Origin of the sequence: Sulfidibacter corallicola, from assembly GCF_017498545.1 — a bacterium.
Lineage (GTDB): Bacteria > Acidobacteriota > Holophagae > Acanthopleuribacterales > Acanthopleuribacteraceae > Sulfidibacter > Sulfidibacter corallicola.
In genome coordinates this window covers 11,194,827-11,216,370 of record NZ_CP071793.1, presented here as the reverse complement: position 1 = coordinate 11,216,370, position 21,544 = coordinate 11,194,827, and the positions used below count along the sequence as shown (strand labels likewise).

Annotated in this window: 7 protein-coding genes; 2 read left to right on the top strand and 5 right to left on the bottom strand. The window is 61.3% G+C overall.

Going from position 1 to position 21,544, the window contains the following annotated elements; translation table 11 throughout:
- Positions 1-759: 759 nt before the first annotated feature.
- The gene (locus tag J3U87_RS33200) at positions 760-5,541 is read right to left on the bottom strand and encodes a two-component regulator propeller domain-containing protein (protein ID WP_237380206.1); all 4,782 of its coding nucleotides are present in this window, start codon (positions 5,539-5,541) and stop codon (positions 760-762) included.
- A gap of 472 nt (positions 5,542-6,013) precedes the next feature.
- Here J3U87_RS33200 and J3U87_RS33195 point away from each other — a divergent pair, with 472 nt between their 5' ends.
- Positions 6,014-8,284, top strand: coding sequence for an outer membrane protein assembly factor BamB family protein (locus tag J3U87_RS33195; RefSeq protein WP_237380204.1), 2,271 nt, complete (start codon positions 6,014-6,016; stop codon positions 8,282-8,284).
- A 456-nt stretch (positions 8,285-8,740) separates the two neighbouring features.
- Here the strand turns inward: J3U87_RS33195 and J3U87_RS33190 are convergent, their stop codons facing one another.
- From J3U87_RS33190 to J3U87_RS33180, 3 genes are all read right to left on the bottom strand, one after another.
- Positions 8,741-9,235 carry an SRPBCC family protein gene (locus tag J3U87_RS33190; RefSeq protein ID WP_237380202.1) on the bottom strand — a complete coding sequence of 165 codons (495 nt, stop codon included), beginning with the start codon at positions 9,233-9,235 and terminating at the stop codon, positions 8,741-8,743.
- A gap of 120 nt (positions 9,236-9,355) precedes the next feature.
- Positions 9,356-16,483, bottom strand: coding sequence for a choice-of-anchor Q domain-containing protein (locus J3U87_RS33185; RefSeq protein WP_237380201.1), 7,128 nt, complete (start codon positions 16,481-16,483; stop codon positions 9,356-9,358).
- 1,705 nt (positions 16,484-18,188) lie between these two features.
- Positions 18,189-18,920 carry a DUF3108 domain-containing protein gene (locus J3U87_RS33180; RefSeq protein ID WP_237380199.1) on the bottom strand — a complete coding sequence of 244 codons (732 nt, stop codon included), beginning with the start codon at positions 18,918-18,920 and terminating at the stop codon, positions 18,189-18,191.
- 499 nt (positions 18,921-19,419) lie between these two features.
- Between J3U87_RS33180 and J3U87_RS33175 the strand changes: the two genes are divergently transcribed.
- On the top strand, positions 19,420-20,811 hold the full coding sequence (locus J3U87_RS33175; RefSeq protein ID WP_237380197.1) for a DUF2142 domain-containing protein: 1,392 nt from the start codon (positions 19,420-19,422) through the stop codon (positions 20,809-20,811).
- Between the two features lie 104 nt (positions 20,812-20,915).
- Here the strand turns inward: J3U87_RS33175 and J3U87_RS33170 are convergent, their stop codons facing one another.
- On the bottom strand, positions 20,916-21,500 hold the full coding sequence (locus tag J3U87_RS33170) for a TetR/AcrR family transcriptional regulator (RefSeq protein WP_237380195.1): 585 nt from the start codon (positions 21,498-21,500) through the stop codon (positions 20,916-20,918).
- Positions 21,501-21,544: the final 44 nt, after the last annotated feature.

Genomic DNA, 21,544 nt, shown 5'->3' with positions numbered 1-21,544 from the left:
CGCATTTGTGAGAGGGGCGTCGTTGCAGTAAGTGCCGGGCCGACATTTTTCGACGAACTCCCCGCACATCCACCTTTTTAGGTTTTTATCTTTATCTTCGAGCTTTACAGAGTTTGTTACATAAGAGTCACGCACCAGCGGGAATACCCGCTCGATTTCGAGAAAGAAACAACGCGATGCGAGCCGACTCGGAGAGCCCGTACGTGCAATAGAGGTGTAAAGCCTGTAGGTTGAGCACGGCCGGTATGGCAGCTTGCTCAACCAATCGAAGCGACTTGGTAGAAATATTTTGCGCCATCGAGAGATCGGAGGCACGACTTATCTGCTTCGCTCTTTTACGACTCGATCTTTCGAAGCGCGGATCGCTTCGATGTGTCGGGCCAGCGGCCCAACCTACCTGGCACGACGAATCTCTAGGCATTCGGGCACTCCGAGCAACTTTGTTTCAAGAGAGTTCACAGAGAGCACGAGGGATGGAAGGCAAGGGCTTGATGGGCCTTCTCTAGTTTCCTAATGATGCGGGTAAGGACCCTCCTGGTGCGTACTGGATTTTTTTAACTAAAGTAATTGTATTTAATAATTCACTTGAATGCGCCTCATCGGAAATGTCCTCTACCTCCCTGAACTCCATGCACTCAATGGTAAAAAAAATCCTCCGAATCCAACCGCCCGGCCACGCTCTCCGTGAACTCCGCGGACTCGGTGGTAAAAATAACCCTCCGAATCCAACACCCCGCCCACGAAAAACACCCACCTCCCTCAATGGGAGACCGGTGCATCCGCCCGCGCCAGGGGGATCACCAACTGGAACACCGCCCCCTTGTCCGGTCCGTCGCTCTGGGCGTGGAGCCGCCCGCCCATGTCCTTGATCGCGCAGGCGCAATAGTGGAGCCCCAACCCGCCGGCATCGGACCAGGTGGTGTACCCCTGTGTGAAGATCCGCGACAGGTGCTCCTCGGCGATGCCGATGCCGTTGTCGCGTACCTCGATGCACAGGTCCTCGTCGCCCAGCGGGCTGAGCTGCACCCGCACGGTCAGGTCGAGGCACCGCTTCCGTTCGACCGAACTCAGCGCACGGCAACCGTTTCGCACCAGGTGCACCAGGACCTGGCGAATCTTGGTCGATTGGACGTTCACGACCTTTTCCCCGCCGCCGTGGCGCCGCAGCTCGATATCGTGGGTCCGAAACGCCCTCTCGCAATCGGTCTCCACCTGGTTCATCAACTCGTCCAACGAGATGTTCGCGTACAGAACCGTTTTCGAGGTGTGGCGCTCCTGTTCGCGCACGATTATCGAAACTTGGTGGATGCCCGTCCGGATCTCGCCGGCCTCGCGCGCCAAATCCTGGTGGAGCCGGTGGGTCTTCTCGGCGATCAAGGCCAGGCCCTGGGTCAAAAAGGCGCCGCGCTTGCTCTCGAAAAAGGAGACCAGGTCGCGCTCGTGCTCCTTCAACAGGTCGGCCGTCTGTTCCAGGAACGGCACCGTTCGCGAGTTATTCAGGTGCTCGATCAGGATGTTGACCGAGGTCGTCAAATGGTTCAGGGTATTGCCCATCGTGTGCAGCACGTTGGTCGCGACCTCCGACATGCCGCTGCGGTGCGCCATTTCCACCAAGTTCTTCTGGTGACGTCGAAGCTCGGTATTCTTTTGCTCCAGGTCCCGGGTCCGCGAGGCGACCTCCCGTTCGAGAACCTTGTTCATGTCCTTGAGCCGCAGGTGGGTTTCCACGCGCAACACCAACTCTTCCTTGCTGATCGGTTTGGTGACGAAATCGTTGGCGCCCACGGCAAACCCCTGGCCGATCTCGGTATCGCCGCTGAGGGCGGTCACCAGCACGACCGGCAGGTCGTGGGGCGGGTGGGTCTCGCGGATCTTTTGACACACCTCGTACCCGTTCATGCCGGGCATCATGACGTCCAGCAGCACCAAATCGAATTCGCTGCGACTGATCCGTCGCAACGCATCCAATCCGCCATCGGCTTCCTTGACGTGAAACCCGCGCGGAACCAATAGGTTACTCAGGACCCGCCGGTTCACGTCGTCATCGTCCACGATCAGGATGCAGGTTCCCGCAAAGGGGGCATCCAGGTCCTGGAGGTCGATCGGCGGTTCGGCGATGGGGATATGGAACCGGGGGTTGGTGGTGTCTTCCAGGAACACCTTGACCCGCCGTCGACTGGAGGTTTCCTGGCTCGCCTGGGTCTGTGCCTTTTGGAGGGTGAAGCTGAAACGCGAGCCCACGCTCAGCTTGGAATGAACGTAGATCTCGCCGCCGTGGAGTTCGACCAATTGGCGGGTGATGGCCAGGCCGAGACCGGTGCCCGTGGTGGAAGGCGACTGGGTGGCGTCGAGTTGTTCGAACGATTCGAAGATACGCGAGATCTTCTCGGGTTGGATGCCGGCTCCGGTGTCGCTGATACTGATCGCCACCTGATCGCCCTCGCACACCGCGCTGGCCCGAATTTCACCCGCCTTGGTGAACTTGACCGCATTGCCCACCAGATTGTGGATGATCTGGATCAGGCGGTTCTCGTCGGCGGAAACGAGGGGCAGATCGGTCGGAATGTCGTTGTACAGCGTGATCGGGCGGCCCGCCAGGAGCGGACGCGACAGGCGGAACACCATGTTCACGATGGGTCGCAGCGCCACCGGCTGCAGCGAAAGTTTCAGATGGGTATTCCTTAGCTTGGAGAAGTCCAGGATGTCGTTGACCAGGGCGGCCAGGCGCTTACCGGACGAGACCACCATCTCCAGGTTCTCGGCCACCGCGGGATCGATCGGCGCGATATCGCCCTCGATGATCGATTCGGACAGCCCGATGATCCCGTTCAGCGGGGTGCGCAGCTCGTGGCTGATGTTGGCCAAAAACTCGTCCTTGAGCTTGTCCACCTGGCGAAGGCGCTGGTTCAGCTCGCGTTCCGCGGCCAACTTGCGGCGCTGGGCATGCAACAGCCAACCGATGACCAGGATCGCCGTGACCAGGTAGGCGAGATAGGCCCAAACCGTCTTGTAGGGCGGGGGCCGAATCGTCACCTGGATCGGCGCCACGTCCTCGGACCAGACGCCGTCCTTGTTGGCCGTGCGTAGGTGGAACCGATAGGTGCCGGGATCCAACTTCGTGTAGGTCGCGAACCGCTTGCGCGCATCCGTCTGGACCCATTCTCGATCGAACCCCTCCAGCTTGTAGCTGTAGCGGTTGCGCTGGGGATCCGCGAAATGCAGACCCGTGAAGCCGAACCCGAAGACGTAGTCGCGGTGGGTCAGCGTGAGATGGGAGCCGAAGTCCAGGTGGCGGATCAACGGCGTCGGCCGGTCGGGGCTGCTGAGCGGAACCGGTTGGTTGAACAGCAGGAATTCGCTCACGGCGGTCCGCGGAGGGGTCTGGTTTTTGGAAATGTCATTGGGGTGAAAGGAAGTCAAACCTTCGAAGGAACCGAAATAGATTTGGTCGTCGAAGGTCCAGCCCGAGTTGATGACGTAACTGACCAGGGCGCCCTCGGTGCCGCCGTAATTTTTGAATCGCCGCATGGCGGGATCGTAGACCGTGATGCCGGCGGTGGTACTGATCCAGAGTCTGCCGGTCTCGTCCTCGATGATGGCGCCGACGGCGTTGGCGCCCAGGCCGTCGCGGGAACTGAAGCGCCGAAATCCGTCGTTCTCGGGCGAGGCGCCCGCGGGCAGCATGTTCAATCCGCCGCCCTGGGTCCCGATCCATAAATTTTCCTTCCGGTCGCGGAACAGGTGGGTAACCGAATTGTGGCTCAAGGAACGCTTGTCGGCCATGCGGTTGGTGAACGAGGACGCCGATCCGGTTTTGGGATCGACGCGGTGTAGCCCCACATCGCTGCCGAACCAAATGGTGCCGTCGCGATCTTTTAGGGAGCAGAACATTTCGTTGGGTCTCACCTGCTCTTCGCCCGCCGGACCCATCGGCACCGCTTCGAGTATCCTGTTTTCAGGGTTGGTTCGGTACACGCCGCGATTGGTACCCAACCACAGGGTGTCATCCTCGGCGGGCACGATGAACAGCACGTCGATCGTGCCCACGTGCCGCACCTCCTCGGGGGTCGGGCGGTAGGGTTCGATGTCGTGGGTGATGGGGTCCACCTTGATCAAGGAGCCGTAGACGCCGACCCACAGGTCCCCCTTGTGGGAGACCAGGGAGCCCACGAACGGATCCCTCTTTCGCTCCGGTCGCAGCCTGATGCGCTTGAAGCGGTCGGCCGCCTGGTCGTACAGGCACAGACCGCGCGACGTACCGACCCACAGCCGGGCGGATGCGTCGGACAGCAAACGGTAGACGTTGTCGGCGGGAAGTTTGTGGGGATCGGCGGGGTCGGCGCGGTAGCTGACAAACGAGTCGTCGGCCGAATCGTAACGCGAGAGACCCGTTCTGGTGGCCATCCACAGTTGGCCCTCGCGGTCCCGGCACATATCGTTGACGAGGCTTCCGGTCAGGCTGCCGGGATCCTTGGGGTCGTTGCGGTAATTGTGGAATTGCAGCGATTCCGAGGTGAACCTGTTGAGGCCGTTGTACCAGGTGCCCGCCCAGAGTGTGCCGCTTCGGTCCTGGAGCAGGCTTTGAATGACATGGTGGCTGAGACCCACCCCATCGCCCTGGCTCTTGCCGAAATTCAGGAATCGGTTGCGGCCGGGATCGTACAGGCCGAGCCCCTTGTCGGTTCCCGCCCACAGGGTCCCGTCCGGGTTTCGCCACAGGGCGCCTACACCGTCGTTTGGCAGGGAATGGGGATCTTCGGGATCGTGGTGCCACGACTCGTAGCTCTCCGTCAAGGGATCGTACCGAATCAGGCCGTCGGAACCGGTTCCGAGCCACAGAAATCCCTGGCGATCGCCGACGATCGCGTAGACCGAGAACTGCCACACCCGGTCCCCGCGTGTCAGCGTGATGCGGGTGAAGCGATCTTCATCGGGGAGATATCGGTAGAGGCCACTGCCTGCGCCGAACCACAGGCGGTCCTGGCTGTCTTGGTACATGGTGCGCACTTTGTTGCCGGCGAGGCCTCCGGATGAGGCTTCGTCGCGGTAGTTGCGGAATCCCGAACCATCGGGCAGCAGGCGAGAGATGCCGGCACCGTCGCTGCCGACCCAAATCCTGCCTTGATTGTCGCCCGCCACCAGAAGCAGCCTGTTCGATATCAGACTGGCCGGATCGCGCGGATCGTGGCGATAGGTGATGTATCGCTCGGTGACCGGATCCATCCGGCAAAGACCCGAGTATTTCGTCGCCAGCCACAGGTACCCTTCTCGGTCCTCGTAGATTCGATAGACGTAGCTGTCCGGTAAGGAATCGGACCGGTTGGGATCGTGGCGGTAGACCTTGAAGTGATATCCGTCGTAGCGGTTCAGCCCGTCCTGGGTGGCGAACCACAGGTACCCGAAACGATCCTGGGCCATGTGGTGGATCGTGGGGTGCGAGAGGCCCTGGTTGGTGCCGACATGCTCGAACCGCAGGTAGCGATCCTGGGCGAAATGGGGGAAGAACGCCGCGGTCGACAAAAGGAGACCGAATTGAAACAAGCGTCTCGTGAATGCGTGCCGTGGGAAGGGCAATCTGAGGGCAGGACGATCGGCATGCATTCAGGACTCCGCAAACAAGGCCACGAGGATGGTTCAATGATTCTATCGGTCCCCCTGGCGATCAAGACAAATTTCCAATCACCCGTCACTTTTTCGGCCCGAATGTCAATGGCTGCGAACGGTTGCGGGGCCCGGAAAATCTCCTTGGCGGCGTTGGGAAACGGAAGGGGGCGAGTGGGTACCGTCGCGGAAATCGATGCCGCCCCATTCTGCAAGAGAACGCAGCGTGGATTTCGGACGCAAGAGCCTTGCACGTCAACCCTTTCGGTGAGAATTGTGTGGATCCCTTGCTCCGTCGGCGAAAACTCGGGAGAATAAGGTACTTGTCTCTCCTGCCCATTGTGCCGCACGTGGCAACTCACCGGCTCTTTCGTGCCGAACCTATTTGAAACATGTATTTTTGGGGGAATCGATGATCCTGATTTTGTGGCTCGCCCTTTTGGCGCAAGCGCCAGAAGCGCCCTCACCCGAGCAGCGTGATGCCGTCGAGCGCCTGTTGCGCGCCGCGACCGACGGCGACCTGGAAACCGTCAAACAGCTCGTGGCGTCGGGCGTCGATATCGAGTCCGGCAACCGGTACGGCATGACGCCGTTCTATTTGGCAGCCCGTCGCGGGCACCTGGACATCGTCGAGTACCTCGTCGGCAAGGGTGCCAAGATCGACGTGACCGACACGCTCTACCATGCCGATGTGCTGACCGCGTTGTTGCTCGAAACCAGAGAGCACCCACACATGGTGGGGTACCTGCGCGGCAAGGGCATCGCCCTCACCTTGGGGTCGATGTCCGACATGGTGAAATTGAATCACCACGCCACCTTGAAGGCACTTCTGGCCCACGAGGTTCCCGAGCTGGAAGTGGTGCTTCAAGCCGCGGCGGGTCAGGGCCATCTCGAGATGGTGCGCGTGGTTCTGGATTCGGGGAAACTGAAGCCGGAGGCCTTGGTTCCCGCGCTGGCCAACGCGCATTTCCAGGGGCACCGTGAAATCGCGGCTCTGTTGAAAAAGGCCGGCGCGCCCGACCCCAAACCGGTGACACCGGCGCCGAAGGCGTTGGCCGCCTGTGCCGGGTCGTTCTATACCAAACGTGGGACTTTGGTTCGATTCGAGGTTCGCGAAGGACGGCTGTTCTATTATCCACCCGGGGAAAAGCGGAAGCCACTGCGACCTTTGAGCGAACGCCGATTCGTCAATCCCGAGGGGTTGGGTTCGTTCTTCACCTTTTCGGATGAGGCCCAGCCCGGCGAAGTGGTACTCAAAACATCGGATTACGAGGTCACCCTGACCCGTGGTGAAGATGCCGCAGAAACCTCGAGCGATTCCCGGAAGGAAGTCGCCAAGGGAGAGGTGGCAGTCGCCGTTTCGAAGGAATCCACCACCCAGTCCGCCACTTCTTCCAAGGTCGCCAAACCCGGCAACTGGCCGCAGTTCCGCGGACCCGGCGCCCGAGGGGTCGCCGACGGCCAGAACGTGCCCACCGAGTGGGGCGAGGACCGCAACATCGCCTGGAAGGTGCGGATTCCGGGACTGGCGCACGCTTCCCCGGTCGTGTGGGGCGACACGGTCTACGTCGCCACGGCCGTGAACGAGAAAAAGGATCCCCTGTTGCGTGTCGGCCTGTTCGGCGACGTGGCGTCCATCGGCGATCTGGGCCCGCAGCAGTGGGTGGTCATGGCACTCGACAAGCACAGCGGCGAACTCGAGTGGTCCAAGGTGGCCACGGCCGGCAAACCCAAGAACGATCGCCACTCCAAGTCCACGCACGCCAATTCGACCCCGGTGGTGGACGACAAGCACTTGGTGGTGCTGTTCGGCTCCGAAGGGTTGTTCTGTTTCGATCACGACGGCAACGTCAAGTGGCGGACGGGACTCGGTTTGCTGGAGGGTGGCTGGTTCTTCGACGAGAAGGTCGAATGGGGTCACGGATCGTCACCGGTTCTCTACAAGGACACCGTGATCGTTCAATGCGACCGATCGCGCGATTCGTTTCTGGCGGCCTACCGCCTTTCGGACGGCAGTTTGGCCTGGAAGGTCGACCGCGACGAAATCCCCTCATGGGGCTCGCCGACCGTGGTTCGAGGCCCTGGCGGTGACGAGTTGGTCACCAACGGCACCGTGGCCGTGCGCGGCTACGATCCCGCGAATGGTTCGCTGCGCTGGTGGCTCGAGGGCAACTCCGAAATCGCGGTGCCCACACCCTTCGTCCATGGCGAGCACATCGTGGTCACCAACGGCTACCGCCCCATCCAGCCGATTTTCATCATCAAGCCCGGTCGGCGTGGCGACCTTTCGCTCGGTGAAGATCAAACCTCGAACGACCACGTCGTGTGGAGCAAGCGTAACGGCGGCCCCTACCTGCCGACGCCGGTCGCCTACGAGGACCACCTGTATGTGGTCGACAACCGCGGCACCCTGAGTTGTTACGCGATGGCCGATGGAACCCGTGTATACCGCAAGCGCCTGGGCCCCGGGGTGGCGTTCACGGCTTCGGCGTTGGCCGCCGACGGGCGCCTGTACCTTTTCAGCGAATACGGACAGACATTCGTCATCCAAACCGGTAAGGAGTACAAGCTGCTCGCCAAAAACGAGTTGAACGATCACGTGCTGGCCACGCCGGCCATGTCGGACGGCTACCTGTTCATTCGGGGGCAACGGCACCTGACCGCGGTGGGCAAACCTCGGTAAGGCACGCTCTCCGGATCCTCGAAACCCGACCGTAAAAGCGCCCACCTCTCGACAACTCATGAGTTTCCAGCCCGTCGGCCCGGCGGGCTGGAAACCCCTGCTCGGCCCTCGATGTCGAAGCGGCGTTCATCGAAACACTCGCATTCTCGAAATGGTTGCCATTGCAGCGGGTTGGGTTGGGGCGGCGGGCCTGCCCGTCGGGCTCGTCGATGCCAACCGATTGGCGTTGATGACCTGGGTTCGAGGGCGGAGCTTTCCCTTTCGCCCTGGCCGCCTTCTCGGAGTGTGTGCGGTCGAAGAGCCCGAATGCCGAAAGAGCCGCTGGGCCAGGTAGGTCGATCGGCCCGATCGACGCGCCGAAGTGAGCCGGGTCGCGCCTGGAATCCGAGTCGAAGAGCGGAGCGGCCATTGTCCCAACCGAAAAACAAGAGCGGGAGGATTTCGCCGGTAATCCATTCAACCTTTGGCGAGATCGGTGGTGTAGGCCACCAGGCCTGCGGTGGCCTTGCGGAACATGGACCCCAATTGTAGCCGCATGATCGGCTGGAAAGGGATCATCCAGGGCTGCGGCCGGCAGGCCACCGTGTACAGAAACCGGCAGCGGTCGGGTCCCAGCGAATGGAGCTGGTAATCTTCGGCGAAGGCTCGCGCCATCGGTAACGTGTGCCCCGTGAAGTAGAAGGAAAACCGGTGGCCTTGTTCCCAGATGAAGAAATACTCGAAGACGGTGAGGGTGGCCAGGCGCACGGTTCGCGTCGTGCCCACCCCAAAGGGTTTTGGCGTGGTCCAAGTGACCTTTCGGATGTCCTTGAACCAACGCGGCCAGGCCTCGCCGTCTTCGAGAATCGCGAAGACGCGCTCGGCCGCCATGGGCAGCTCGGCTTCGTTGACGAAACGCAGGGGCGCCTCTTCCAGGAAGGCGGTATCGACGGGCTGGCACTCGAACTTCATGAACGACTCCTGACCGGGCGGGGATCGGAGCATCCCGGTTGGGGTGGGACAGGTGCGCGAAGGCATGGATGGGGAAGAGTCACGCCCATGATAACCCGCTCGAGCACCTGTTCCAATCGCTCATCGCGCCTTCAACCCGCGTGATTTCCGGTTCCAGGCGATGCCCAGCCCGCCGAGCAGTGCCGCGAACACCATCAAGGCCCAGGTTTGCAGGGTCGGCACGACCCCGATAATGGTGAACTCCACCGTTTGCACCGGGTTTTGGTCATAGCCGCTGCCCGTGGCGATGTGGTCGACGAAACACCGGGCGCCCACGCCGCCGAGTGCGCGGACTTCCACGGTTTGGGGCTCACTCCACAGCGGTGGGCCGGCACCGTCGGGGTTGAACGTGAGCACACTTGGCGTCACCTGGCAGTTATCGTCGGATTCGAGGGTCACCGTGACCGGTGATGCCGGTGCCGCCGACAAGAAAACCTGATACCTCGTGGGCAGGCCATCTACGGTAAGTACCTGACTCTCCACGGAGATACCGAGCCCGGGCACATCGTTGTCCTCGATGGTGACATCGACCCCGGCGATGGGAAGATCGGTGGGATAGTCGGGATCGCCCGCGGGCGCTTCGATCCGGTGCACCAGTTCCTCGAAGTGGGGATTGGGCTCGACCAGTCCGTCGTCGACCGCGCGAAGCGTGACCGTTTGGGGCGTTTGATCGGTGCGGGTGAAGGTCTGGGCGGAGGCGAAGTCGGCGCCGTCGAGGCTGATTTCCACCTGATCGCCCGCCTCGATCGAAATGGTCACCGGCGCCGTGGGCACGGTATCCAACGCGACGGTGTAGCTGTCGTTGGTGCCGGCCTCATCGACCTCGGTCGACCCATCCGATTCGATGACGGTGACGCCCGCGCTGTCATTGTCGAGAATCTGGGCCGACACCGAGGCGATCGCCAGTGTCGTGGGGTAGTTGCCGTCTAGCACCGGACCGATGATGGTGTGGTCGATGGTGCCCAGATGCGGCTTCGCCTCGTCCTGTTCGTCGTCGATCGCTCGGACTGTGATGGTCGTGGGCGTCACGTCCGTCAGGGGCACCGTCACCGATGGGGCGAAGTCCGTACCGTTCAGGCTGAGTTCGAGCTGGTCGTCCGCCGTGGCGGTCAGCGCGACCGGATCCGTGGGGATGGTGTCCAAAGCGAGGGTGTAGGTGTCGGTGGTGCCGGCCTCCGTCACGTCGGTCGAACCGCCCGACTGGGTGACGGTGACCCCGGCGACGTCGTTGTCGGCAATGGAAACCGCGACGGGATCGATCGACGTGGTCAGCGGATAGTTGGGGTCCGCCACCGCGCCGGTCACCGCGTGGGTCAGGGTTCCGGGATGGGGGTCGAGTTCGATGATCAGGTCGTCTACGGCCCGGACGGTGATGGTTTGGGGGGTCTGGTCCCCACGGGTGAAGGTCTGGGTGGCGGCGAACTGAGTCCCGTCGAGGCTGATCTCGGTTTGGGTATCGGCACTGACGGTGAGTTCCACGGGACCGGTGGGAAGGGAGTCGAGCTGAATCGTGTAGCTGTCTTGGGTGCCGTCCTCGGTGACGGCGGTGCTGCCGGCCGATTCGACGACCGTCACGCCGGCGGTGTCGTCGTCGGTAATGGCGGCGACCACGTCGGTGATCGAGAGCGTGGCCGGGTAGTTGGGATCGGTGCCGCCGGTCACGGCTTGGGTGATGAGCCCGGTATGGGGAGACAGCTCGTCGATCGAGTCGTCGACCGCGCGGACCGTTACCGTTTGGGGGCTGGTGTCGGTGCGGGAGAAGACCTGCGAGGCCCCGAAGCTGACGCCGTCGAGGCTGACCTCGGTTTGGGCGTCCGCGGTGACGGTGAGTTCCACCGGCGCGCTCGGCACGGTCGTGAGGGCGAGGGTGTAGCTGTCGGTGGCACCGCCCTCGGCGATGTCGGTGGACTTGCCGGATTCGACCACGGCCACCCCGGCGGCGTCGTTGTCGGTGATTTGCGGCGCTACGGAACCGATGGGCAAGGTGGTGGGGTAATTGGCGTCGGCGACTGCGCCGGTGATGGCATGACCGATGGAACCGGGGTGAGGGCTGGTCTCGTCGACGAGATCGTCGATGGCGCGCACGGTCACGGTTTGTGGTGTCGTGTCAGCACGCGTGAACGTCTGTGATGCGGCGAAATTGACGCCGTCGATGCTGACTTCGGTCTGGGTTCCCGCGGTAACCGTGATTTCCACCGGCCCGGTGGGCAGGGTGTCGAGGGCGAGGCTGTAGGTATCCGTGGCACCATCTTCGGTGACATCGGTGGAGCCCCCGGATTCCGTGACGGTGACTCCTGCCACGTCGTTGTCGGTGATGGTGGCGGTCAGGGGATCGACGACGGTGGTCGTCGGGTAGTTGGGATCGACGACCGCACCCGTGACGGCGTGGGTCAGAAGCCCGGTGTGGGGATTCGCCTCGATATCGAGATCGTCGATGGCGCGGACGGTCACGGTTTGGGCGCTGGTGTCGCTGCGGGAAAAGCTCTGGGAGCCGGCGAAGTTGACACCGTCGATGCTGACTTCGATTTGGGTGTCGGCAGTGACGGTGATCTCCACGGCTCCCGTGGGCATCGAGTCCAACTGAAGGGTGTAAGTGTCGGTGGCCCCGCCTTCCGCGACCGAGGTGTCTCCCCCCGAGGCTGTTACCGTGACTCCTGCGGTGTCGTCGTCGGTGATGACAGCGGTGACGTCGGCGATCACCAGGGTTGTCGGGTAGTTGGGATCGGCGACCGCGCCGGTGACCGCGTGGGAAAGGATGCCGTTGTGGGGCGATGCCTCGTCGACGAGATCGTCGATGGCGCGGACGGTGACGGTTTGGGAAGTGGTATCACTGCGGCTGAAGTTCTGGGAAGCGGCGAAGTTGACGCCGTCGAGGCTGACCTCGGTCTGTGCGTCGGCGGTGACGGTGATCTGGACGGCGCCGGAGGGAACGGTGGTGAGTGCGAGGGTGTAGGTATCGGTGGCGCCGCCCTCGGCGATGTCGGTGGTGCCGCCGGATTGGACGATGGCGACTCCAGCGGTGTCGTTATCGGTAATGGCGGCATTGACGGGGTTGATGGAGAGGTTGGTGGGATAGTTTGCGTCGGGGCTGGCGGTGATGGCGTGCGACAGGGTGCCGGTGTGGGGGGAGCTTTCGATGACCAAATCGTCGATGGCGCGGACGGTGACGGTTTGGGTCGTGGTATCGCTGCGGCTGAAGTTCTGGGAAGCGCCGAAGTTGACGCCATCGAGGCTGACCTCGGTCTGCGCGTCGGCGGTGACGGTGATCTGGACGGCGCCGGTGGGAACGGTGGCGAGTGCGAGGGTATAGGTGTCGGTGGCACCGCCCTCGGCGATGTCGGTGGTGCCGCCGGATTGGACGGTGGCGACTCCAGCGGTGTCGTTGTCGGTGATGGCGGCGTTGACGGGGTTGATGGAGAGGTTGGTGGGGTAGTTTGCGTCGGGGCTGGCGGTGATGGCGTGAGAGAGGGTGCCGGTGTGGGGGGAGCTTTCGATGACCAAATCGTCGATGGCGCGGACGGTGACGGTTTGGGAAGTGGTATCGCTGCGGCTGAAGTTCTGGGAAGCGCCGAAGTTGACGCCGTCGAGGCTGACCTCGGTCTGCGCGTCGGCGGTGACGGTGATCTGGACGGCGCCGGAGGGAACGGTGGCGAGTGCGAGGGTGTAGGTATCGGTGGCGCCGCCCTCGGCGATATCCGTGGTGCCGCCGGATTGGACGACGGCGACTGCTGCGGTGTCGTTATCGGTGATGGCGGCGTTGACGGGGTTGATGGAGAGGTTGGTGGGGTAGTTTGCGTCGGGGCTGGCGGTGATGGCGTGAGAAAGAGTACCGGTGTGGGGAGAGCTTTCGATGACCAAATCGTCGATGGCGCGGACGGTGACGGTTTGGGTCGTGGTATCGCTGCGGCTGAAGTTCTGGGAAGCGGCGAAGTTGACGCCGTCGAGGCTGACCTCGGTCTGCGCGTCGGCGGTGACGGTGATCTGGACGGCGCCGGAGGGAACGGTGGCGAGTGCGAGGGTATAGGTGTCGGTGGCGCCGCCCTCGGCGATGTCGGTGGTGCCGCCGGATTGGACGACGGCGACTCCAGCGGTGTCGTTGTCGGTGATGGCGGCGTTGACGGGGTTGATGGAGAGGTTGGTGGGATAGTTTGCGTCGGGGCTGGAGGTGATGGCGTGCGACAGGGTGCCGGTGTGGGGGGAGCTTTCGATGACCAAATCGTCGATGGCGCGGACGGTGACGGTTTGGGAAGTGGTATCGCTGCGGTTGAAGTTCTGGGAAGCGGCGAAGTTGACGCCGTCGAGGCTGACCTCGGTCTGTGCGTCGGCGGTAACGGTGATCTGGACGGCGCCGGAGGGAACGGTGGCGAGTGCGAGGGTGTAGGTGTCGGTGGCACCGCCCTCGGCGATGTCGGTGGTGCCGCCGGATTGGAGGACGGCGACTGCTGCGGTGTCGTTATCGGTGATGGCGGCGTTGACGGGGTTGATGGAGAGGTTGGTGGGATAGTTTGCGTCGGGGCTGGCGGTGATGGCGTGAGAGAGGGTGCCGGTGTGGGGGGAGCTTTCGATGACCAAATCGTCGATGGCGCGGACGGTGACGGTTTGGGAAGTGGTATCGCTGCGGCTGAAGTTCTGGGAAGCGGCGAAGTTGACGCCGTCGAGGCTGACCTCGGTCTGTGCGTCGGCGGTGACGGTGATCTGGACGGCGCCGGAGGGAACGGTGGCGAGTGCGAGGGTGTAGGTGTCGGTGGCGCCGCCCTCGGCGATGTCGGTGGTACCGCCGGATTGGACGACGGCGACTCCAGCGGTGTCGTTGTCGGTGACGTTGACCGTGACCGAATCGATGGTGAGACCGATCGGGTAGTCGGCGGCGTCGCCCGTGTTGGTGATCGCTTGGGTGATCGTACCGGTGTGGGTTGCGGCTTCATCGACCATGTCGTCCACGGCACGGACCGTAATCGTTTGCGTCGTCGTATCCGAGCGGGAAAAGACTTGGGAAGAGGCGAAGTCGGTCCCGTTCAGGCTGACCTCGGTTTGGCTGTCGGCGGTGACCGTGATCTCCACCGCGCCGGCGGGCACGCTGTCCAACTGAATCGTGTAGGTGTCGGTGGCGCCGCCCTCGACGACATCGGTTGTTCCGGTTTCGACGACCGAGACGCCGGCACTGGCGAGTGTCAGCGTGGCAGTGGCCAGGTTGCTGGCTTCGTCGTTGTCCACCTGGACCGTGATGGTTCGGTTGGTGAGGGTGGGGCTGCCGAGGGCGTTGTCGTAGCGAATCGCCTCGATCGCCGCCTCGTAGGCGCTCGTGGTGGCGTTGCCCGAGAGAAAGAGCACGCCGGTTCCCGAATTGTACGGAGTGATCACGATACCGGCGGCGATTGCGGCGGTGTTGCCTGCACTGGTCAGGGCCAGGCTTTCGCTTGCGCCGTCCGGGCGGGTGGTGAGGGTGATCGTCGCGTTGCGGATCTGCGGGTCCGTGCTGCCGCCGATCGCCGTGTCGGTGTCGGCGATGGCGACGCCACCGCCTCCTGGCGTGAAACTTCCCGTGAAATTGTTGCCGGTGGCGCCGGAGCTGTTGTTGGCGTCCAGGTCGAGGGTCGGGTCATCCTGGTTGACCTCGACGGCACCGATGTCGTCCGTTCCGATAGGGCGTGCCACGCCGCGCTGGTCCACCGTCAGTGTCGTATTGCCCGCGCTGATGACCGAGCTGCCGCCATTGGGGACCCGAGTCTGGGCGGTGAATCCGTTGTTCGACGCGCCGACCCGCAAACCGTTGGGGGCCAAGGCTGCCAGATTGGCGCCGGTCCCGGTGATGTCCGAGGCCTGGTTGGCCCATCCCGTCAGGTTCAGCACGGTCCCGTTGATCAGGTTGTTGCCCTGCGAGGTGCCGGTCACGCCGCCGAACGAGCGAATCTGCGGTTCCGAATTGCCGTCCAGGATGGAGTTCCGCATCTGGAACGTGCCGATCGGATTGCCGGCGAACAGGTAGACACTGCCGTGGCTGGTGCCGGCGTCCATGCCGGTGGTCGTGTTGTTGGTGACCGTATTGCTGTCGAAGGTGACCACCGAGTTGACAAAGCCGACGGCACCACCGGATTCGGCGGTGTTGTTGTGGAAGGTGTTGTTGTTCACGGTCACCTGGTTCGTGATGGGACCACCCGAGGTGGTGCCCGCGCCCCAGATTTCGATCGCGCCGCCGGCCGCCGTGGCCGAGTTGCCGCTGAACGTGTTGCCCGTGATCACGGACGTCACGAAATCGCTGGGGTCGCCACCCCGAATGGAAAGTGCACCTCCTCCGGTGAAGAAGGCACCGTTGATGGCGCGGTTGTTGATGAACTGTGAATCGTGCACGTTGAGAAACGCGGTTTGGGACCCGCCCGAACCGACGGGAAACGGGGTGCACAAGATGGCGCCACCGCCGGGTCCGCTATTGGCGAAGCCGTCCTCGAAGTGGCATCTTCTGACCGTCATCGTGTCGTTGTTGAGGCCGAGCCAGATATGACCGCCGCCGCCCGCGTTCTGGACCCCGCCGCCGTTCATCTGATTGCCGATGAAGGTCGAATCGTCGATGGTGTAGGAGACGCTCGAAGCCGAGACGTCGTCGAAAATCCCGATTGCGCCGCCGCCGCTGGCGGAACCATCGGAGATATTGTTCAAAAAGACGCAATCCGAAACGACCAGGCCACCGAAGTTCACGTAGATGGCGCCGGAAAAATCCGCACGGTTGTTTTCGAAATTGACCCGCCGTACCGTCACCACGGGTGAGCCGTTGGCGCCGTCGACCGTGATGGCGCCGCCGGTGCTGAGTGGGTTGAACAAATCCGTCTGGTTGCTGCTGCCGTTGACGAGGTTCAGGTCCGTGATCTCCACGTCGCCGTTGTTGTTGACGCGGAAGATGGTCCTGGCCGAGCCGCCACTGATCGTGATTTCCCGCGTCGCGGCATTGCCGTCGGTATTGCCGTTGATCGACACGGGACCGTTGATCACCAGCGTAGCGCTGGGGGTGATGGTGCCGTTGAGCCCGGCTTGAAAGGAGATGGTGTCGGCGCCTGCGTTGTTGTTGGCGCTGGTGACCGCCGCGGTCAGGCTGCCGCCGCCGGAGGCGTTGAGGTTGGTGACTTCGAAATTGGCCGCGAAAAGGGGAGGGACGGCGCAGAGCAGAGAGACGGCGAGGGGCAACAACCCTCGGAAAACGGGGAGTTTGTTCAGCATGGTCAGGTCCTATGGGTCGGAAAGGGCGCCCCGTGGAAAAACCGAACGGCGATTAGGAGCGGACACACCGACTCTAATTTGAAGCGTGCACGATGGTGTGGTGAAAGCGATGCCCTATGGAAGTGGAGCCATATACAGGAGAGATCAAAATTATCTGAGCAATTTTTTGCCAACCTAGCATTTTTTGGGAGGGGGGACAAGCCGGGGATTTGGAGGTGGGGTCCGGGTCGGGTAGGTGGGGAGGTGCTTGGGGATTGGGTTGGTGTTTTTTCACCACGGAGTCCACGGAGTTCGCGGAGAATGACAAAGATCTTCTAATTCAGACCCTTCGATCATAGATGAATTACTTGGAGTTTTTGAGTTTGTACTGTTAGTATTGATTGGGATTTGTTTTATTGGGTGGATAATATTGATGTTTGATACTGGCTATTGATTTTCATTGTGAAATAGCTAAGGAGACAAGGTCTCTCTGGTAATGGTAGAAGCACCTGTTTGGCATCTCGGGGCAGAGCAGTATTGCCCACGACTCGAAGCATTTCCATGGTGTTGGAGGTTGGGTCCAAGTCGGGTAGGTGAGGTGATACTTGGGAATTGGGTTGTCTTTTTCTCACCACAGAGTCGCCGCCCAGGCCGGGGGCCGGATTGCCGGACCACCGGGTTTCAGGTGGGTAACTAATCGAAGCGAATCGTTTGGGAGTTCCCGCATTTGTGAGAGGGGCGTCGTTGCAGTAAGTTGGCCCGCCGGGCCGACATTTTTCGACGAACTCCCTGCACATCCGCCTTTTTAGGTTTTTATCTTTATCTTCGAGCTTTACATAGTTTGTTACATATAGAGTCCACGGAGTTCGCGGAGAGAGATAGAACTAATTCCAATCATGCCCTTCGATCATAGATAGTGTGTTTGGAGTTCTAGAGTTTTCAATATTAACAAAAAATGAAATATATTTTCTAAGTTTATTTGAAAAAATCGGCATTGTTGATGCTTGACATTGGGCGATGACTATTTATCGAAATAACTATAGAGACATGGTCACCCTAGCAATGGTAGAAATGCCTGATTGGTTTCTAGGAACAGGAGGCCTTTGTCCGCGAGTCGACCCAATTCGCACAAATCAAAGCCTTTATGTGGGATTGTCCCCGCAATTCCAACTCGCACAAATCAAAGACTTTATGTGGGACTGTCCCCGCAATCCCCGCAATCCGCCAGGGAGCTGTCCTGGCGAAACCACCGGTAATTCTTAAATTCGTGTCAATCCGTGTGATTCGTGGACAGACTTTTAGCCAAAGATGAGCCAGAAAGGAAAAGAATGGTCACCGAAAGATCGAAGTTCGATAGACTTCAACATAAACATGAATTGGATGTTGAATGAATCCGTGGTTCCAAATGGCCCAGGCAGCAAGAGCGGGAGCAATGAGCACCTTTTGGAACTACCTCTGGACATATACACGAGCCTTGAGTTAGTAAATGGAAAAAACTAATCAAACATATGTTAAATAATATATACGTATATTGATATTTTCACGTTGTAGATGAATGGAATTGATTGGTTTCGATGTGTTTTGATGCTTAAATTCTTATCAAAAAATATTGAATTGAGTGCGAGTGTACAAATGAAGAAAAACGCTCCCGTGAGCCGCCTCAAAATATCTCCGAGAACTCTGTGATCTCTGTGGTAAAAAAAGAATCTCCAAACCACAAATAAAATCACCGATCACTCGCACCAATTCCCTCCACCAACTCGTAGGTCCAAGGCGAATCCAACACCTCGATACGCACCGTTCGGCGCGGCACGGTTTGGGTGATGAAGAACGCCTGTCTGGCGACATGTCCGTTGACCTCCACCCGCCACAGGGGGATGCCTCGGGCGATGTCCTTGTTCGTCACCCGACTGACGGCGATCTGGACGTCGTAGGTTTTGCCGCCCAATGAATCGAACATCGTCAGCGCGTAGCTCGCCCCATCTTTGAAGTCGAACGCCGGCAGCATGGCGAAAAGACCCACACGGGAGAACACGTTTGCCGCAAGCGCGTCGTCGAGGTGTTTCGTGTCCGACGCGGCGCCCAACTGGATGGTACCCGTCAGGTTACCGTCGATTCGGGCCAATTCGACGTCCACCTTCTTCTCCCCGAAATGTCCGCCGGCCCGGATGGTGTCGATCGCCAGACTCCGGTGGTCCAGGGTCACTACCAGCTCCTCCTCGATGCGGAACTTCGGGACGCGGGTCAGGTCGCGAACGACGACCTTGCCGTCCTTTTTCACGATGGATAGGTCCATGGTGCCCGATCGCTCCCCTTTGAAAAACTGCACGAAGTGCGCGTTGCCCATGACCATGCGCTGCAAATCTAAATCGCCCGGCGCGATCACCGCGGGCTCGTCGCCGGCGGCGATCGCCGCGAGGATGGCGAACCAGAGTCCGACAAAAGCATCCAATGTCACGTGGACCTCCTCATAATCTGAAGCTCGAAGATGCGGGGTGTCATTGCAACAAACGATCGTGGCGTGCGGATCCCTGCAACCTTCCGATGAGCCACTGCCTGTTTCGTGGCTCGGGATTTCAATGGAAGGCCTGTCACACAACGGGTTCGAGCTTGGGGTGACGAGGCCGGGCCACCAAAATCAACGAAACGCCTTGACCGTCACGTTACCGCCCACTGGCCCCTCCTCAAAGGTTGACACGTGCTCGGTTGAAGACCAACGCGCGTTCACCGCGAACTCCGTGCGCTCGGTGGTTTTGCAGCTCCTCGGGCTTCGGGACCCGACCACTCCGCATCCCCTTTTCACCACCTGATGCCAGCGAAGCCGGGCATGGGTCTTGACCCATGGTCGTGATGGACCGAACCTCCGTGGCACTCGTTCGATCGAGCGCCATTTTTCGGTCGTTGCATCTATCTCGCGCTTCTCCGTCTCCGGTGAAGGTGAAAAAGGGAGTTCCTAAATGATGGCTTCACCTCAACATGTTTTTCTGTTCTGTGCTTCGCTGGTCGGCCTGGCCCTGATCGTCGTGACACCGCCTTCCCAGGTGCCCGACGAGCCCAACCACTTCCAGCGAGCCTATCAGGTCTCCACCGGTCAACTGCTGCCCGAGACCGTCGATCGGCGGGTTGGCGGTGTCCTTCCCCACTCGATCCTGATGACCCCCGCTCGCTTCCTGATTGGCCGCGACGAAAAAGTGACCGCCGCACTCTTCCGCGCCGAGTGGGCCCGTGCGCTCGAACCCGAACGCAGCCAATTCGTCGACTTTCCCGGATCGGCCCTCTACAGCCCGGTTCCCTACCTACCGCACGCCGCCGGCATCGCGCTGGGTCGCATGGTCGGGTTCGGCCCATTGGCGCTGTTCTACACCGCCCGCCTCTTCAATTTCCTGACGTGGCTGACGCTGGTGTACCTCGCCATTCGCTTGGCGCCCACCGCCAAATGGTTGATGTGCCTGTTGGGCCTGGTGCCGATGCACCTGTTCGTGGTGGCCTCCAACAGCGCCGACGCGGTCACCAACGGCCTGGCCTTTCTGAGTGTCGCCTGGTTCATGCGCCTGGCTTGGGCCGACCGCCCACTTCGCCATTGGCGCGACCTCGGAATGGGCCTCCTGCTCGTGATCCTGCTGTCGCTCTGCAAGGGTGCGTTCGGGCCCATCGCCGGTCTGGTGTTGCTGATTCCCCCGCAACGACTGGGCCTCGCCTGGTGGGCGAGGGTGCTTCTCGCCTTGGGGTTCCTGGTGACCAGCGTCGCCGCGTTTTGGCTGTGGTCCGAACAGGTGCGGCCCATGCACCTGGGCTACGAGCAATACAATCCCAAATACCGCGCGCATCTGCCCCTCAATCGCGGTGTCGATACCGAGCGACAAATGGTCGGCGTGATCAAAAATCCTGTGGGCTACCTGAAAATCGTTGCCGTCTCGCTCTACAATGACAGACACCCGCTGTCGCGCCAGTTTTACGGCAACCTGGGTTGGCTCGAGTTACAGATTCCTCCGACCTACCTTTACGCCTACGTCGCCCTGCTGGTGTGGGTCGCCGCCGTGGAACCCAATCGCGTGGTTCCCACACGCCAGGGGCGATGCCTACTGGCGGGTGCGGGCCTCGCCGTCATCGTGGCCATCGCCTTCCTGATGTACTGTGCCTGGGTTCCCCTCGGCGGAACGGCGATCAGCGGCTGGCAGGGTCGCTACTTCATGCCCGCGGCGCTGTTGCTCTGGTGTGCCGCCCCCGCCCGGATCGCGGACCCGCGCGATCGATGGCACCGTCGCCTGGCAATACTCGTGGTGTTGATGGTGTGCCTCAACTGGATCGAGGGGTTCCGTCTGCTCGTTGAACGGTACTATCTCGGCTGAGCCCCAATCGTGATGACGGAAGGCCCCGTGGCGGGTGGTCTTCGGTACCGAATCGCGGGCCACGTCGATGGGAGAGCCCGTCGGGGGCCGATCGGCCTCGATCCTCAGTCGATCAGCGAGATGGCGGTCTCCACGACGTCTTGGATATATTGCGGATCGGGGTTCAGCTTGGTCCGGATGAACAAGCCTTGAACGACGCAGCACAGCGTATGCGCCAGGGCGCGGCAATTGACCGATTTGGGAAGTTCCCCCGCGTCCTTGGCACGCTTGAGCGTGCCGCCGATTTCCGATTCGGCGAACTTGAAGTGATCCTGCAGGGCCACGGTGACGTCGGCTTCCGAAGCGCCCAGCTCGGCCACGGTATTGCCCACCAGGCAGCCCGGATAGCGCGGATCCAAGGCCATTTGGCCGGCGAAGCGCAGTAGGTTCTTCACGTTTTCCAGCGGTGAGCCCGGTGCCTGGAGGATCTCCGTCATTTGCGCCATTTGCATGGAGTCGTAGCGATCGATGACTTCCAGAAACAGGCGCTTCTTGTCACCGAATGCCGAGTACAGACTCTGCCTGGCGATGCCCATTTGTTCCAACAAGTCGGTCATGCCCGAGCCTTGATAGCCGTGGGCGTAGAAGTGGGTGAGGGCCTTGTCCAACGCCTCGTCTCGATCGAACCCCTTGGGTCTTCCTCTGCCCATGTGTCTCCTTGACTCCGAAAACTCGAAATGCTTGTCGTCCATTG

Excerpts from the sequence above, each read along its gene's own strand:
- J3U87_RS33195 (WP_237380204.1), top strand. The coding sequence starts at position 6,014 with ATGATCCTGATTTTGTGGCTCGCCCTTTTGGCGCAAGCGCCAGAAGCG.
- J3U87_RS33190 (WP_237380202.1), bottom strand. The coding sequence starts at position 9,235 with ATGAAGTTCGAGTGCCAGCCCGTCGATACCGCCTTCCTGGAAGAGGCG.
- J3U87_RS33185 (WP_237380201.1), bottom strand. The coding sequence starts at position 16,483 with ATGCTGAACAAACTCCCCGTTTTCCGAGGGTTGTTGCCCCTCGCCGTC.
- J3U87_RS33175 (WP_237380197.1), top strand. The coding sequence starts at position 19,420 with ATGATGGCTTCACCTCAACATGTTTTTCTGTTCTGTGCTTCGCTGGTC.
- J3U87_RS33170 (WP_237380195.1), bottom strand. The coding sequence starts at position 21,500 with ATGGGCAGAGGAAGACCCAAGGGGTTCGATCGAGACGAGGCGTTGGAC.